The organism is Ruegeria sp. A3M17, assembly GCF_003318255.1.
Taxonomy (GTDB): domain Bacteria; phylum Pseudomonadota; class Alphaproteobacteria; order Rhodobacterales; family Rhodobacteraceae; genus Ruegeria.
Genome location: NZ_QOCF01000016.1, coordinates 1 through 15,134 on the forward strand (window position 1 = coordinate 1; position 15,134 = coordinate 15,134).

Here is a 15,134-nt window from a genome sequence, read left to right on the forward strand (position 1 = left end):
AAGGAAAATGGGCTATCCACCCCAGCCAGATTGTCTTGGCCAATGACGTGATGTCCCCATCCGACGCCGAGGTGAACAAGGCCCAACGTATTCTAGTTGCCATGTCCGAGGCTGAATCGGCTGGCAAAGGCGCTGTGTCTCTGGATGGTCGCCTGATCGACTATGCCTCGATCCGTCAGGCCGAAGTACTGGTCGAAAAAGCCAGTCAAATCGCAGCTGCGTGAACCTGTAGTGCCGGGCCATTCAACAACAACGCTTCGCACCACTGCTTCGGCCATCTTTGCCGAGGCAGTGTCGGCAGCGGACCCAGCTACTGCCCTGCGTCGCAAGTTATGCGTCGCTCCACTGCCAACACCTGCAAGGGGCGGGCGCAGCATCCTGATTGCGGTCGGGAAGGCTGCGCCCAAAATGCTGTCAGAGGCGTTACAACACGTTGAAGGCCCGCATGTAGCTTTGGCTGTAACACATACTGAAAATCAGACGGATGTACCCGGCGCGACTGTTTTAACAAGCGGGCATCCCATCCCCGATGAGCGTGGGTTGAAAGCCGGTCGACAGATTGTGTCTTTGCTCAGCGAAGCATGTGAGCATGATCAGGTCATAGCGCTAATCTCGGGCGGGGGATCTGCACTTATCCCCGCCCCCGTCAGCGGCCTGACCCTATCGGACAAGATACGAGTTAACGAAGCGCTTCTGTCCTCGGGGTTGGGTATCGTTCAGATAAACCTAATACGCCAGCAACTCAGCCAACTTAAGGGCGGCGGGTTTCTGAGGCATTCCGCACCAGCGCCGGTCACGGCTTACATTCTTTCGGATGTAATCAGAGATGACCTGCGGGCTGTTGCCAGTGGCCCGACCGTTTCCCCTATCGGCAGCCATGCAGACGCACGCAGAACTTGCATCGAAAACGGCCTATGGCATGAGTTGCCCAAGGCAGTCCGCGCGTATCTGGAACATAGCATTCCCAATCAGAGTCATGCTGTTCAAGCCACCAACCACCTGATCGGATCTAATCGGATAAGCCTGCAGGCTGCACATGGTTGCGCGTCTCGATCATTCGACGCCGAGATCGTCTCGGATGCGTTGACCGGCAATGTGGACGATGCCGCAGAACAAATTTTGCAAGCGACCCGATCCGTGACCGTGGATCGTCCGAAAGCCCTGCTGTTTGGCGGTGAGACAACTGTCCGACTGCGTGGCTCAGGGTGGGGTGGTCGAAATCAGGAATTGGCATTGCGCCTCGCCTATATGACTCAGGAACAGAAAATACCGGGCAACTGGGTTTTTCTCAGCGGTGGCACGGATGGCCGCGATGGACCAACCACAGCGGCGGGTGCCATAGTAGATGCTGGCACTGTCTGCCGGATATGTAATGCCGGGGAGGATCCAGTGGCTTTACTGTCCAACAATGACAGTCATTCCGCTTTGTCATTAGCAGGTGATCTCCTGCAAACCGGGGCGACTGGAACCAATGTGGCGGACATACAGATTATGCTGCTGGTACCATAAACCTGAGACTATTCGTTACACTCGGTCCCGAGTTTAGATCTGACAAAAGCCGCAGATGTCGGGTTCAAGAGATCAGTAAAACGCCTCTTGCCCGGCGCGCACGTTGCGGCACGCAGAGGTTCTATCAAGGATGTCAAGCTCGCCATCGGAAAGCCGTCAAACAGTGGAATTCTGATCTCTAGCATTTTTCTGACAGCATGATTATTTTACTATCAGGAAAACTTTGGTGCTATGATACTCCGAATGGATTGGGTTTTCCGCTGCTCCTGCTTGCAGAACCAGTTTGGACAAGTGTAGCAAGACATTGAAAGAGTAAAATTGAAAAAACGCGATAAAGAAATGGCGGCAAATCTGACTCAGGACCCACATTCCGTTCGTTCGGGTAACAGAGAAAAAGTTCTTGAAGTTGCCATCGGCCGCGAGGTGCGCGCCTTTCGCAAGCAGCAGGAAATAACCGTCGCGGAGCTGGCCCAGCTAACCGGATTGTCGATCGGCATGCTGTCCAAGATCGAAAATGGAAATACGTCACCGTCCTTGACGACCTTGCAGTCACTGGCGGATGCACTTTCGGTTCCTTTGACAAGTTTTTTCAGACAGTTCGAAGAACGCCGGGAGGCGGTTCATACAAAAGCAGGTGAAGGTGTCGAGCTGGAGCGTGAAGGAACACGCGCCAACCACCAATATAACCTGCTGGGGCATATTGGCGCTAACGGATCAGGCGTAATTGTGGAACCCTATCTGATCACCCTGACGGTTAAATCCGACGTGTTTCCAACATTCCAGCATGGTGGAATCGAGACGATTTACATGTTGGAAGGTGAGGTAGATTACCGCCATGGGGACCAGATTTACCCGCTGAAACCAGGTGACACCTTGTTCTTTGATGCGGACGCGCCCCATGGCCCGGAACGGTTGGTTAATCTGCCGGCCCGCTACATATCAGTGATCAGCTATCCGCAGACAAACTGATCGGCTTGCGCAATAGGAAATCTGTGGGTCTGTTATAGCCTTCATGGCTGCCCGTATTCACGATCGTGAACCCAAGCCTTGAAAAAACGCGATGGTTTTCAGTAAGTTCCACTCGCGTTTCCAGTTCCAGCGCAGGCAGACCAAGCTCAGTTGCACGGTTTGCAGCATGGTCCACTAACGCGCGGCAGATACCTTGCCCCCGCAGTCCTTCCTGAACTGCAAGCTTCCCCAAGTACAGGCAGTCGGGTTTGGGCGTCAGAAACATACACGCGAAAAGCTGTCGACCAATGGCCCAGATTTCACCACCATCCTTGCAATGCTCCCGCATCCCTTCCACCGTCAGCCTATGGATAGAAGATGGAGGGTCGATCCGGGCATCCATGAATTGAAATGACGCACGAAGCAGCGCAAGCACGTCATATAATGCAAAGTCATCGCTCGGAATGAGCCAAGGCGTGAAGTCCGGATCAGTCATGTGAGCAAAGGCACTTCACAATGCTCACTTTGACAAAGGCGGTTCCGATTCAAGATCCGGCCAAATCCCCGGTGATGTGGGCAACCCGTCGTCAAACTTACTAAGATAGCCCAGCATCATCGGACGGTTGTCGATGAACCCTTTATAAGTGGCCAGCTCTTCAGGCAGGTCCCGAATAACCCGGTGCAGACGGCGGCCCCATTTCGGAACAGTCATCAGATCCTGAAAACTGCAAAGATAGCAGCGGATCGGGAACACCAGCGCATTGGAGCGCGGCAAGCGGAAGAAGGTTTGCAATTCGACACGCAGATGCTGCTTGTGGGCGATGTTTTGGGCAGTCAACGTGGTCTTCTGGATGCCCCATTTGTGATAGTTTTCCGGGCTGGTATCCAGCAGCGGATTCACCGTCATGGTCCAGTTGAGACGCCGCGCAGGGGCACCCTGCTGGATATTCAGCAAGAACTTCAGGGCGCGCTGGAAGATACCCATTTCATGGGCCTTCGGAACCGGCGCGTGCCATTCGAAAAAGTTCATGCCGATGTCGAAATCCAGGCTCCAGTCAGCTTGTGTTGTCACCATGCCGGCGTCCATCCACAGCATCTCATCACGCTGATCCAGCACGGCAAAATCGCCTTGTGCCTGCCTGGTGATGTATTCCATCGGCCCATAAGGCAAAGTGGTTTCGTCCATAAAAGTAAAGCTGTGGTCAATGCCCAATGGCTTGTTTATCCAGCGCCACTGATTGCCGTTGCGATGCAACTCGAACAGGTCCGGGTAATCCTCGGACTTGCTGACCATGATCAGTTCCAGCAAGTCCCAGCCAGCCAATGTCATATGAGGGAGAGACTGACAGCGCAGCGGGTCCTGATCCAGAACCATTGCGCGGTCTTTCATTTCCGAGACATAATGCTCGTCCACATCGAACCGCATCTCATAGACTGATCCCTCGGGACCGCCGCGATGTTGTTCCATGTTGACGGAATACATGTAGCTGTCTTCGTGGAATGGGAACGGAAAGCGTTTGATCGCCCAGTCCGAGTTGTGGAACGTATAGTCGTCGCGGAAGGACTCGTCGTTGAATTGAATGGTCATGGTGGGCCTCCTCTCAGCGGTCCAGCACGAGGGACTTGCCCTCGAAACGCGATACGCAGGGCATGATTTTCTTGCCCGATGCCTTTTCTTCGTCGGTCAGCCAGTGATCGCGGTGCACAAAGTTTCCGTCGTGATCCAGCACAACGGTTTCACACTGACCGCAGGCCCCACCACGACACAGATAGGGCGCATCCACACCTTCGCGCTCGATAGCTTCCAGCAGGCTTTCGTTCTCGCCGACATGAACGACCTTGTCCGACGCGGCTAGGCGCACTTCGAACGGTTTACCGGGCTGTGGCGCCAGAAACTCTTCGTAATGCACGCAATCATCGGGCCAGCCTTCAGCGGCGGCCGTGTTGCGCACCCAGTCGATCATGCCCTTGGGGCCGCAGACATAGACATGCGTGCCCAAAGGTTGCCCGCTCAGCAGGTTCTTCAGATCAATCTGCTGGTTCTGGTCGTCATAATACAGATGCGTCTCATTGGGATGCCGGTCGGTCAGTTGGTCCGCATAAGACGCCAGCGCGTGATTGCGGCAAGCATAGTGCAGCTCCCAATTACCATGCAGCAACTCTAGCTGTTTGATTTGCGCCAGAAACGGGGTGATCCCGATGCCACCGGCCAGAAACAGGTGCTTGCGGGCGCGCAAATCGAGCGAGAACAGGTTGACCGGATAGCCTATGGTCATCTCGTCGCCCAGCTTGACCTGGCGGTGCATGAACAGCGAACCACCCCTGCCCTCATCATCGCGTCGAACCGAAATGGTGTAGGATGACTGATCAAACGGGTCCGACATCAGCGAATATGGGTTGAGCCGCGTGATGCCACCATCCTGCATTTCAACAACCGTATGGGCCCCACCAGAAAAGGTCGGCAACTGGCCTCCATCGATACGTTCGAACCGGAACCGCGTCACCAACTCGTTCAAGGGGGTGATTTCGGTCACTTTGGCCTGGATTTTCTCGGCGCCACTCATTCGTAAATCCCCTTCGGCTCGGGCACGTTACCATGATCTTCGGCATCCACGCGGACACCCTGATAGGCGGCAAGACGGCGGGAGTAGTGATCGCGCACGAACAGGTTAAGCCCGCAATGCGCGCAGACAAACGGGTCAACCACGACATCTTCGGTGATGCCTTTGCAATGCACGCATTGCATTCGGCGCGCAACCGATCCGCGATGTTCGGTCTGAATTGCCGTGTGCGGCAGGCCTACGGCCATCACCTCGTTCATGGCCTGACCCATCATGCCCTCAGAGCCGGTCAGATAGACCTGCAACCCCATATGCGCGTCTTCCAAAACGCGGCGAATGCGCTGCAGCGAGGCTTCATAGGATGGACCTTCGTAGAATTGCGCAGGCTTCAGTGCCTGCAGTCGCTCAACGTAATCCGCACCCTTGGGAATGTAGATCAGATGGGTTTTGGCCATCAGGTCGGGTGTCGCGATATCAAGAATGGCTTCGGCCCCTTCGGCCTCAGCGATCATGAGATGGTGTTCGCCCGGGCGAACCTCTAGCGTGCCCCAGACCGGGCGGCTTGCGATTGACTTGGGAAATTCGAACTTTGACATTGTGCCCTCAAATAGGAAAAGGGCGCCACGGTGTGTCCGTTGCGCCCCCTGAAACTCAGCCCTTTGCGGTTCGGATAGATTTGTCCTGATCGTAGAACGGCATCTCTTCTGCAGTCGCCGCTATTTCTGTCCCATCACCGTTGCGCACTGTCAGCTTGGTGCCGGGTGACGCACAGGCGACCGGCATTCGCGCGATACCTACGTTGTGCCCGTTGATTTCGGAATACATGCCAAAAGTAACAACCCCGACCTTTTCACCGTTTTGCAGCAGGTCCGCGCCCTCATCCGCAGGGGTCGTGCCGTCAAGCTTGACGCCGTAGATCTTGAACCGTTCTTTGCCTTGCGATGCATAGTGGTTCTCGGCCCCAATAAAACCGGTTTTACCGGGTGAAACGGTGAATTCCAGACCCAGCTCCCAAAGCGTATCACCGCAGGTTTCGTCGTCGAACGGATAGGTTTCCGAATTGTCGCCCGGATAAAACAGCAGGTAGCTTTCGGTGCGCAGCAGATCGAGGGTCGAGAACTGGACCGGGACTATCCCCATATCCTTACCCTCAGCCAGAATGTTGTCCCACAGATGTACTGCGTGCTTGGCCTGACAGAAAATTTCGTACCCGCGCTCACCAGTATAGCCGGTCCGCGAAATCATCACCGGGCAGCCATAGAGTTTGGTCTGCATGATGCCGAAATAGGCCAGATCCCGAATTCCGGGGATGTGCTTAGCCAAGAAATCAACGGCCACTGGTCCCTGCAGCGACATGTCATGCATGTCGTCATCAAAAATGACTGCGCAGTTCTTGCCTGCCGCCACCGATGTCAACTGCTCCATGCCTGTGCCGGTGCCGTGCACAACAAGCCATGTGTTGACCGACAAGCGATAGATGATGCAATCGTCAACGAATTTACCTTCGGCACTCAGGATCGAGGCATAGGTCGAACGACCCGGCATGATCTTTTCCACGTTCCGCGTGGTAACCCGATCAATGACATAGGCGGCATCTTCGCCGACCACGTGAACCTTTTTCAGGCCGGAAACATCCATGAGGCCCGCCTTAGCGCGGATTGCCTCATAATCAGCTTTGGCGCGTTCTGGGCTGTGGTCATAGAACCATGCGGTTCCCATGCCGTTCCAGTCCTCAAGTTCGCCGCCGATCTCGGCATGGCGCTGCGCAAGGGCGGACGTCCTCCAAAGAATGGCCATGGTTCAGCTCTCCCGTTGATTGCTTTTTGTTGCCCATATTGAGGCCGATGTCGGATTGAAAATCAACACCTCTGTGCAGAATATTTTCCTGTTGGGAATATTTGCCTTCAAATTCTGAACCCTTAAGCAGGGGATTGGAGTTGAAGAAAACCCCTTATTTTCATGGCCAAGAGGCAGTATTCGACCCTTCAAATTAAGTATACGACACCACCGTTAAAGATGTTTGCCCCACATATCTATTGACAGGTGCCCCACGAGATTGTCCCCTGAGTGGATAAAATTTCCCAGCAGGAAAACTCCGCAGAGAGACCTCCTGCTGCAACAACAGGGAGACTACGAAGTGGATGGCAATCTAAATGCTCTCACGACGATCTTTACCGAGTTCTACTACTGGGTAACGGTCGTTTTCATGTTCCTCATCCATGTGGGCTTTTGCATGTACGAAGTCGGTGCCAGCCGTGCCCGTAACCATATGCACACATTGATGAAAAACATCATGATCATCCCTCTGGTGACGGTCACGTTCTTCTTCTTTGGATGGTGGATCTATTGGGCTTTTCCGAACTTTCCGTTCTGGGGCGGTCTGGACACAGAAGCGGGCGCAGCGAATCTGCCTTGGGCCGATACGATGGCGACCAATGTTAGTGACAGAATCACCGGCGTTTTCTGGGCAGCATTCCTGCTGTTCTCCTGGACGGCAGCCTCGATCGTTTCGGGTTCCGTGATTGAACGGATCAGGTCTTCGGCGCTCTGGGTTCATGCGGTCATGATCGGATCGGTCTGGTGGATCATCGACGCTGCGTGGGGCTGGCACTACGGTGGCTGGATGGTTCGCATTCTCGGCTACCATGATGCATACGCTTCCGGTGTAATTCACGCAATTGCAGGCGGTTACGCATTGGGTGTGATCATGGTTCTGGGCCCGCGCCTAGGCAAGTTCGCCAAGGACGGTACACCACGGGACATACCTCCGCACAATCCGTGGCTACTGACGATCGGCATTTTCCTGATCTATACTGGCTTCTGGGGCTTCTATGCCGCGTGCAACGTGCCTGTGATTTCACCTGAAGGGATCGATGGGCAGATCACTGGTGTAACCTGGACAGCTACCAATATCTATCTGGCTCCGACGACCCTGTCGGCCATCACCTTCAACTTCCTGATGTCGCTGTCTGGCGGTCTGATGGCGGCTTATGTGATCTCGAAAGGTGATGCGTTCTGGACATTCTCGGGCGGGCTTGCCGGAATTATTACTGCTTCGGCGGGTAACGATCTGTATCACCCGATCCAGGCAATGATCATTGCCGCGGTCGGCGTCGTGATCGTATACAAGCTGCACTACTGGGTTGAACGCCGGTTCAAGCTGGATGATGCGGTGGGCGCCGTTGCTGTGCACGGTTATGCCGGGGTTGTTGGCCTGGTGATTTCAGGCTTTGTCCTCTGGGGTGTGCCATCTTCGCCGTACGAAGGGTACGCAACAATCAACCCGATCGGTCAAATCACCGGTGCGGTCATCATGTTCTTTGTTCTTGGCTTCCTACCCGGCTGGGCTCTGGCCAAGATGCAGGCGGCCGCAGGCGTTCTTCGCATCCCGGAAGAGGTTGAACTGCAGGGCCTCGATTACGCCGAGCATCATGCCTACGAAGATGCCAAGGCAGCGATCATCGAAGCCGACAAACAGGAATTGGCTGCCCGTGCTGGCGCGGCAGCGAAGTAAAGGAGAAAGACATGTCTACGAATGGATACACAAGCTGGGCTGTCGATCTTGCCGAGGTCGGTCCGATCTACCCCTTCCAAGGTTACGAAGTTCTGATGGTCATCATTGGTGTGGTCTTCTGGATAGGCTGGCATCGCATTCAGTTTGTCCGGGAAGGTGAACACCTTGAGAAGGCCCGCCACACCGGCGACGAAGAGAAGGTGAAGGCACAGCTGGAACGATACTGATCCAGCTTTAAGAACTGGCAATGGGCGAGAAATCAGAGATCACGCCCATTGCCTCTTAGGAAAAAAACTTTCCTACTATTATTGATGTCCCCAAATTTTGTTGATACCGTCGAATCATAGTGAAACACACAAGGAGATCTGCCAGCCATGTGCGGAATTGTTGGATTATTCCTCAAAGACCAGTCTCTTGCGCCCCAACTGGGTAACATGCTGACGGACATGCTGATTACGATGACAGACCGCGGCCCCGATAGTGCCGGTATCGCGATCTATGGCGCAGAGTCGGCAGGCAAAACCAAGATTACAGTCCAGTCGCCCAACCCTGATACTGACTTTGTCGGTCTGGCTGATGAGCTGGGTAAAAAGCTGGGCGCAACCGTTGGTCAGACAAGCAACGACACACATACCGTTCTGGAAGTTCCCGCCGGTCAATTTGAGGCCGCGCGCGCGGCGCTGGCCGAGATCCGCCCGTCGGTTCGGATCATGAGCCGCGGCGAAAGCCTCGAAATCTACAAGGAAGTCGGCCTGCCCAAGGATGTTGCGGACCGATTTAACCTCAACGGCATGAGCGGCACCCATGGCATTGGGCACACGCGTATGGCGACCGAATCCGCCGTGACGACAATGGGCGCGCATCCTTTCAATACCGGGCCCGATCAGTGTCTGGTCCACAATGGATCGCTGTCCAACCACAACTCGTTGCGCCGCAAACTGCGCCGCGAAGGTGTGGTTATCCAGACCGAGAACGACACCGAAGTGGGTGCCGCATATCTGACCTGGAAAATGATGAACGGCGCGACACTGGGTGAGGCTTTGGAGACCAGCATTGATGATCTGGACGGTTTCTTCACCTTTGTTGTTGGCACTAAAGATGGGTTTGGTGTCGTACGCGACCCAATTGCCTGTAAGCCTGCGGTGATGGCCGAAACAGACCAATATGTGGCCTTTGGCAGCGAATACCGTGCTTTGGTAAACCTGCCGGGCATTGAAGACGCCCGGGTTTGGGAACCTGAACCCTCCACCGTATATTTCTGGTCGCACAACGACAGCCCTACAACCCACGAAAAGGCCGCCTGATATGCAGACCTATGATCTAGAGGCAGACGGGCTGCGCGGATTGAACTCGTCCCTGCAGGCGCAAAACGCCGAGACCAACCAAACCCGCTGGGAAATTGTAAACCCGAAGGGCAGCCACGCAATCGCCGTCGGACTGGACGCACCGATTGAGGTGACGGTCAAAGGTTCGACCGGGTATTATTGTGCCGGGATGAACCAGCAGGCGACAATAAAGGTCGAAGGCTCTGTTGGTCCGGGCGTTGCCGAAAACATGATGTCCGGTCAGGTCGTCGTCGATGGTGACGCCAGCCAATACGCCGGAGCGACAGGCCATGGCGGATTGCTGGTGATCAAAGGTAATGCCAGCTCGCGTTGCGGCATCTCAATGAAGGGGATCGATATCGTCGTGCATGGCAACATCGGCCACATGTCCGCCTTCATGGCACAGGACGGCAATCTGGTTGTCTGCGGGGACGCAGGGGATGCGCTGGGGGATTCACTCTACGAAGCCCGGTTGTTCGTGCGTGGTTCGGTCAAAAGCCTCGGCGCGGATTGCATCGAGAAGGACATGCGTCCCGAGCATCTGGATATCCTGAGGGATCTTCTGGCCCGCGCGGGCAGCGACGCCAAGCCAGAAGAGTTCAAACGCTATGGTTCGGCCCGTCAGCTTTATAATTTCGACGTTGATAACGCCGCCGCTTACTGAGGAAGAAGGGTATGAAAGATATGGACGATCAGATTCCCCGCACCCTGCCGATCCAGTCGGCGACATTTTCCAACCCGATCAATGCTGAGATCCGTCGCGCTGCTGCGACCGGCATCTATGACATTCGTGGTGGGGGGGCCAAACGGAAAGTACCTCATTTCGACGATCTGCTGTTTCTGGGTGCGTCGGTATCGCGCTATCCGTTGGAGGGTTATCGCGAACGTTGCGATACCTCAGTAACGTTGGGCACCCGCTTTGCCAAAAAGCCGATCGAACTGGATATCCCGATCACCATTGCAGGCATGAGCTTTGGTGCCCTGTCCGGCCCGGCGAAAGAAGCTTTGGGCCGCGGCGCATCCGCAGCGGGCACGTCAACCACCACCGGTGACGGTGGCATGACACCAGAGGAACGCGGCCATTCGACCAAGCTGGTCTATCAGTATTTGCCTTCGCGTTACGGCATGAACCCGAACGATCTGCGCAAGGCTGATGCGATTGAGATTGTGGTTGGCCAAGGTGCCAAGCCCGGCGGCGGCGGTATGCTGCTGGGCCAGAAGATCAGCGACCGCGTGGCCGAGATGCGAACTCTGCCCAAGGGCATCGACCAGCGCTCGGCCTGTCGCCATCCCGACTGGACCGGCCCGGACGATCTTGAGATCAAGATCCTCGAGTTGCGCGAGATCACCGATTGGCAGGTGCCGATCTACGTGAAAGTTGGCGCGACACGCCCCTACTACGACACTGCTTTGGCTGTGAAAGCTGGCGCCGACGTTGTTGTCATGGATGGCATGCAGGGTGGCACGGCGGCTACGCAGGACGTGTTTATCGAACATGTCGGACTTCCTACTTTGTCTTGCATACGCCCCGCCGTTCAGGCGTTGCAGGACCTAGGCGTGCATCGTGAGGTGCAGTTGGTTATCTCGGGCGGGATCCGCACCGGGGCCGATGTGGCAAAGGCTTTGGCGCTGGGTGCAGATGCGGTTGCTATCGGTACGGCCGCTCTGGTTGCCCTCGGGGACAACGATCCCAAATGGGAATCCGAATACCAGAAGCTGGGCACAACAACCGGTGCATATGACGATTGGCACGAAGGGCAGGACCCGGCGGGTATCACCACGCAGGACCCCGACCTGGCCGCACGTCTGGACCCAGTCGATGCGGGCCGCAGGCTACGTAACTACCTGAAAGTTATGACGCTTGAGGCGCAGACTATCGCGCGCGCCTGTGGGCACAATCACCTGCACAACCTCGAGCCCGAGGACTTGTGTGCCCTGACAATGGAGGCCGCCGCCATGGCGCGGGTGCCGCTGGCGGGAACCAGTTGGTACCCCGGTAAGGAAGGGTTCTGAATAGATGCTGCGCGGCTCCCTGATGGGGGTCGCGTTTTTGCTTTGAAAAACTAAAATTCAACAGGGAAAGGAAAGCAATCGTGACGACAGATCTCGCAGCTTTCGCAAATGAAAAAGGCGTCAAATACTTCATGATCTCGTTCACCGATCTGTTCGGTGGACAGCGGGCCAAACTGGTACCCGCGCAGGCGATTGCCGACATGCAGCAGGACGGCGCAGGTTTTGCCGGGTTCGCCACATGGCTGGACATGACACCGGCGCATCCCGACATGCTGGCGGTGCCGGATCCGTCCTCGGTCATTCAACTGCCGTGGAAGCCCGAAGTGGCCTGGGTTGCAGGCAATTGCGTGATGGAAGGAAGCGATGTTGCGCAAGCCCCCCGCAACGTCCTGCGCCGCCTTATCGACGAGGCTGCAAACGAAGGCATGCATGTTAAAACCGGCATCGAAGCCGAGTTCTTTCTGCTTACCCCTGATGGCGAACAAATCAGCGATCCCTTCGATACCGCCGAAAAACCCTGTTACGACCAGCAGGCCGTAATGCGTCGCTATGATGTGGTGCGCGAGATCTGCGACTACATGCTGGAACTGGGCTGGGGTCCCTACCAGAACGACCACGAGGACGCTAATGGCCAGTTCGAGATGAACTGGGAATTTGATGATGCGCTGCGCACCGCTGACAAGCACTCGTTCTTCAAGTTCATGACCAAGTCGGTTGCTGAAAAGCACGGCCTGCGCGCCACCTTCATGCCGAAACCGGTTGAAGGCCTGACCGGCAATGGCTGCCACGCCCACATCTCGGTCTGGGATGCGCCGGGCGATGCGGCCAAGACCAACGTCTTTGCAGGTGAAGGCGACGGCCCCACCGGAGAGGTTGGCCTGGGAGAGCGCGGCAAGCACTTCCTCGGCGGTATCATGAAACACGCTTCGGCGCTGGCGGCAATTACCAATCCCACCGTGAACAGTTACAAGCGTATCAACGCGCCGCGGACAATGTCGGGCGCAACATGGGCGCCCAATACAGTGACCTGGACAGGCAACAACCGGACGCACATGGTTCGCGTTCCCGGCCCCGGCCGGTTTGAGCTGCGTCTGCCCGATGGGGCGACCAACCCCTATCTGCTACAAGCGGTGATCATCGCCGCTGGCCTGTCCGGTGTCCGGTCCAAAGCTGATCCGGGCAAACGTTGGGACATCGATATGTATGCCGAAGGCCACAAGGTGCGCGGTGCGCCGAAACTGCCTTTGAACATGCTTGATGCCCTGCGTGAGTACGACAAGGACAAAGACCTGAAAGCGATGATGGGTGCCGAGTTCTCATCCGCGTTTCTGAAAATGAAACATCAGGAATGGAACTCTTTCGTCTCTCACTTCTCACGCTGGGAAAAAGACAACACTTTGGACATCTAAGCCGGATTGCAAGGTTGCACTTCTGGGCCGCGGCAAAAGCTGCGGCCCCGTTTTTTGAGGCCCCAAGTGGCTCGCTAGGAACGTTCTCAAGTTTCAGAATACGCAAGGCGAGTCTCGGCGCAGTTAATGACCACATCGCCAAGCATCAAGACGACACGCAAATCGTACACTTTTACAAGGGCTATCTATTCCGCAACCGGGCGATTTTGACCTTTTGCTAGCGATGGCCGGCCCGATGGATGTTTGGGAGGTCAATGCCAATCCTTGGCTATCTTTCGACAAGCAAACCATCGGCACGTGGATGCATGATTTCAATCGACCGTATTTTGGAAATAGTCATAGGCATCAGCTTTGATTGGAACCGCGGAACACGTAACGTGATTTCCGCAAAGCGTCTTTACGTATACCCAACGTCTGCTTCTAACCGCCAATCTGGAACGTTATTGACCAGCATAAGCGCGGCCCGGCGAAGCGTCGCGCGCATCTTTTCCACAACCGGACCGGTCAATTCGCAATCCGCCAATGCGGCATCGAAAGTGTCCAGCCAAAGTTCTGCGTCGGCTTTCCGGATGGGAATATGCGCATGGATTTCGCGCAGGTCCATATGGCCGAAACGTTCACGATAATAGGCGCGGCCACCGAGAAACCCGCTGAGAAATTCAAATTGAGTTTGTCTGGTTTGGTTTAGCCCATGTCCCCGAAAATGCAGCCTGTGCAACGAATGCGCTGCCGGATCCGTTTCCATCCGGTCATAGAAACGCTCGACCAGAGCGCGCAGTTGGCTCTCACCACCAAGTTGCTCTATCGCAGGTTCCATGTGCTGCCTTTCTGTATCTCTGGCACCTGAAATATTGCATAACAGGAAAATAAGTTTATCAACAGTGACATTTTGACATACACATGCTCAGAAGCGGAACCAGGTGAAATCAGTGATGGTGATGACGGAATGAACGCTCTGGTGCTTGGCCTTTTGGCGGCACTTTGCTGGGGGGTACACGATCTGGCAGTGCGCTATGTCAGCCAGTCAGTCAGCGTGATTGCGTCGCTCATGACTGTGCTGGTTTCGGGTGCGGTGCTACAACTTGGTCTGGTTGCGATGATGGGTGAAGTCGACCCAATTCCTGGCACGGCATTGATCAGCGCTGTTGCTGCAGGGGGGTGTTATCTGCTGGCGGCCGTTTGCATGTACGCCGCTTTTCAGCGCGGCCCGGTTCGTCTGGTTGCTCCGCTTGTCGCAAGCTATCCGATTCTTTCCGTCTCACTGGCCATCTGGCGCGGTGCAAGTGTCAGCCCGCTGCACTGGCTTGCTGTCATAGCGATTGGTATTGGCGTTTCTGTTGTGGCTGCCCAATCTGAACGCGACGCAACCGAATACCCAGCAACTGGCCCGACAGTGGTGCTATCCATGCTTGCAGCAATCGGATTCGCCGCCACCTTTGCGCTAGGACAATATGCAACCGAACAAAATGACGAATACTCAATCTCTCTGGTAATTCGGCTGACGGCAGTTTTTGCCTTAGGCATGATCGCCCTGGCATCCCGCAGATCAATCTGGCCAGGGCGGCGGGCTCTGCCGCTTCTCTGTGTCATGGGTGTTCTGGATGCTGTAGCCATCCTTTGTGTGATCGCGGCGGGTGGGCTGCCGAATGCGCAATTTGCCTCTGTGACAGCGTCCGTCTTTGGGCTGCTGACGGTTGTGTTGGCTTGGGCTATCTTGCGTGAAAAAATGTCGCCACGCCAATGGCTTGGATGTTTGGTTGCGTTTGCGGGAATAGGCTATCTGGCGCTCTGAGGCGACCATTCCGAAGGCGCTTTGAATCAAGGTAATACCAGTTTTGTTGGGGCGCATATTTTG

Annotated in this window: 15 protein-coding genes and 1 pseudogene; 10 read left to right on the top strand and 6 right to left on the bottom strand. The window is 55.6% G+C overall.

The features are described 5' to 3' along the window. The 3 genes and pseudogenes from DS906_RS10035 to DS906_RS10045 form a co-directional block, all read left to right on the top strand. A pseudogene (locus DS906_RS10035) lies at positions 1-224 on the top strand (CoA ester lyase); the annotation flags it as partial. A 7-nt stretch (positions 225-231) separates the two neighbouring features. Then, positions 232-1,509, top strand: coding sequence for a glycerate kinase (locus tag DS906_RS10040; protein WP_233494754.1), 1,278 nt, complete (start codon positions 232-234; stop codon positions 1,507-1,509). A 339-nt stretch (positions 1,510-1,848) separates the two neighbouring features. After that, a complete protein-coding gene (locus tag DS906_RS10045; RefSeq protein WP_113790067.1) occupies positions 1,849-2,478 on the top strand; it encodes an XRE family transcriptional regulator in 630 nt (209 codons plus the stop codon). Here DS906_RS10045 and DS906_RS10050 read toward each other — a convergent pair. From DS906_RS10050 to DS906_RS10070, 5 genes are read right to left on the bottom strand one after another with little or no spacing between them, the layout of a single operon-like run. Then, positions 2,456-2,953 carry an N-acetyltransferase gene (locus DS906_RS10050; RefSeq protein ID WP_113790057.1) on the bottom strand — a complete coding sequence of 166 codons (498 nt, stop codon included), beginning with the start codon at positions 2,951-2,953 and terminating at the stop codon, positions 2,456-2,458. The two genes, DS906_RS10045 and DS906_RS10050, sit on opposite strands and share 23 nt — an antisense overlap. A gap of 24 nt (positions 2,954-2,977) precedes the next feature. Then, entirely contained in the window at positions 2,978-4,045 is a 1,068-nt protein-coding gene (locus DS906_RS10055) for a DUF3445 domain-containing protein (RefSeq protein WP_113790058.1), read from the bottom strand. Between the two features lie 13 nt (positions 4,046-4,058). Then, complete coding sequence (locus DS906_RS10060) at positions 4,059-5,021, bottom strand: PDR/VanB family oxidoreductase (protein WP_113790059.1); 963 nt, start codon at positions 5,019-5,021, stop codon at positions 4,059-4,061. Beyond that, on the bottom strand, positions 5,018-5,614 hold the full coding sequence (locus tag DS906_RS10065) for a dimethylamine monooxygenase subunit DmmA family protein (RefSeq protein WP_113790060.1): 597 nt from the start codon (positions 5,612-5,614) through the stop codon (positions 5,018-5,020). Before DS906_RS10065 ends, DS906_RS10060 begins: the two co-directional genes overlap by 4 nt. A gap of 55 nt (positions 5,615-5,669) precedes the next feature. Next, the gene (locus DS906_RS10070; protein ID WP_113790061.1) at positions 5,670-6,815 is read right to left on the bottom strand and encodes an aminomethyltransferase family protein; all 1,146 of its coding nucleotides are present in this window, start codon (positions 6,813-6,815) and stop codon (positions 5,670-5,672) included. 340 nt (positions 6,816-7,155) lie between these two features. On the opposite strand from DS906_RS10070, the gene DS906_RS10075 reads away from it, so the two are divergent. The 6 genes from DS906_RS10075 to glnT all read left to right on the top strand — a co-directional run bounded on the left by DS906_RS10075 (position 7,156) and on the right by glnT (position 13,279). Then, positions 7,156-8,532 carry an ammonium transporter gene (locus DS906_RS10075; RefSeq protein ID WP_113790062.1) on the top strand — a complete coding sequence of 459 codons (1,377 nt, stop codon included), beginning with the start codon at positions 7,156-7,158 and terminating at the stop codon, positions 8,530-8,532. 11 nt (positions 8,533-8,543) lie between these two features. Continuing rightward, positions 8,544-8,759, top strand: coding sequence for a hypothetical protein (locus DS906_RS10080; RefSeq protein ID WP_108861028.1), 216 nt, complete (start codon positions 8,544-8,546; stop codon positions 8,757-8,759). Between the two features lie 147 nt (positions 8,760-8,906). After that, positions 8,907-9,836, top strand: a complete 930-nt coding sequence (locus tag DS906_RS10085; protein WP_113790063.1) for a glutamine amidotransferase family protein — start codon at positions 8,907-8,909, stop codon at positions 9,834-9,836. A 1-nt stretch (position 9,837) separates the two neighbouring features. Next, positions 9,838-10,521: a GXGXG domain-containing protein gene (locus DS906_RS10090; RefSeq protein WP_113790064.1), complete on the top strand. Its 684-nt coding sequence runs from the start codon at positions 9,838-9,840 to the stop codon at positions 10,519-10,521. Positions 10,522-10,541: 20 nt separating this feature from the next. Further along, positions 10,542-11,870: an FMN-binding glutamate synthase family protein gene (locus tag DS906_RS10095; RefSeq protein ID WP_113790068.1), complete on the top strand. Its 1,329-nt coding sequence runs from the start codon at positions 10,542-10,544 to the stop codon at positions 11,868-11,870. Positions 11,871-11,950: 80 nt separating this feature from the next. Further along, the gene (glnT, locus tag DS906_RS10100; RefSeq protein ID WP_113790065.1) at positions 11,951-13,279 is read left to right on the top strand and encodes a type III glutamate--ammonia ligase; all 1,329 of its coding nucleotides are present in this window, start codon (positions 11,951-11,953) and stop codon (positions 13,277-13,279) included. Positions 13,280-13,676: 397 nt separating this feature from the next. Here glnT and DS906_RS10105 read toward each other — a convergent pair whose 3' ends face one another. Further along, on the bottom strand, positions 13,677-14,096 hold the full coding sequence (locus tag DS906_RS10105) for a group II truncated hemoglobin (RefSeq protein WP_113790066.1): 420 nt from the start codon (positions 14,094-14,096) through the stop codon (positions 13,677-13,679). Between the two features lie 129 nt (positions 14,097-14,225). Here DS906_RS10105 and DS906_RS10110 point away from each other — a divergent pair, with 129 nt between their 5' ends. After that, the gene (locus tag DS906_RS10110) at positions 14,226-15,071 is read left to right on the top strand and encodes a DMT family transporter (RefSeq protein WP_113790069.1); all 846 of its coding nucleotides are present in this window, start codon (positions 14,226-14,228) and stop codon (positions 15,069-15,071) included. Positions 15,072-15,134: the final 63 nt, after the last annotated feature.

Excerpts from the sequence above, each read along its gene's own strand:
- DS906_RS10050 (WP_113790057.1), bottom strand. The coding sequence starts at position 2,953 with ATGACTGATCCGGACTTCACGCCTTGGCTCATTCCGAGCGATGACTTT.
- DS906_RS10070 (WP_113790061.1), bottom strand. The coding sequence starts at position 6,815 with ATGGCCATTCTTTGGAGGACGTCCGCCCTTGCGCAGCGCCATGCCGAG.
- DS906_RS10110 (WP_113790069.1), top strand. The coding sequence starts at position 14,226 with ATGAACGCTCTGGTGCTTGGCCTTTTGGCGGCACTTTGCTGGGGGGTA.
- DS906_RS10045 (WP_113790067.1), top strand. The coding sequence starts at position 1,849 with ATGGCGGCAAATCTGACTCAGGACCCACATTCCGTTCGTTCGGGTAAC.
- DS906_RS10095 (WP_113790068.1), top strand. The coding sequence starts at position 10,542 with ATGGACGATCAGATTCCCCGCACCCTGCCGATCCAGTCGGCGACATTT.
- DS906_RS10105 (WP_113790066.1), bottom strand. The coding sequence starts at position 14,096 with ATGGAACCTGCGATAGAGCAACTTGGTGGTGAGAGCCAACTGCGCGCT.
- DS906_RS10090 (WP_113790064.1), top strand. The coding sequence starts at position 9,838 with ATGCAGACCTATGATCTAGAGGCAGACGGGCTGCGCGGATTGAACTCG.
- DS906_RS10055 (WP_113790058.1), bottom strand. The coding sequence starts at position 4,045 with ATGACCATTCAATTCAACGACGAGTCCTTCCGCGACGACTATACGTTC.
- DS906_RS10060 (WP_113790059.1), bottom strand. The coding sequence starts at position 5,021 with ATGAGTGGCGCCGAGAAAATCCAGGCCAAAGTGACCGAAATCACCCCC.
- DS906_RS10065 (WP_113790060.1), bottom strand. The coding sequence starts at position 5,614 with ATGTCAAAGTTCGAATTTCCCAAGTCAATCGCAAGCCGCCCGGTCTGG.
- DS906_RS10085 (WP_113790063.1), top strand. The coding sequence starts at position 8,907 with ATGTGCGGAATTGTTGGATTATTCCTCAAAGACCAGTCTCTTGCGCCC.
- DS906_RS10080 (WP_108861028.1), top strand. The coding sequence starts at position 8,544 with ATGTCTACGAATGGATACACAAGCTGGGCTGTCGATCTTGCCGAGGTC.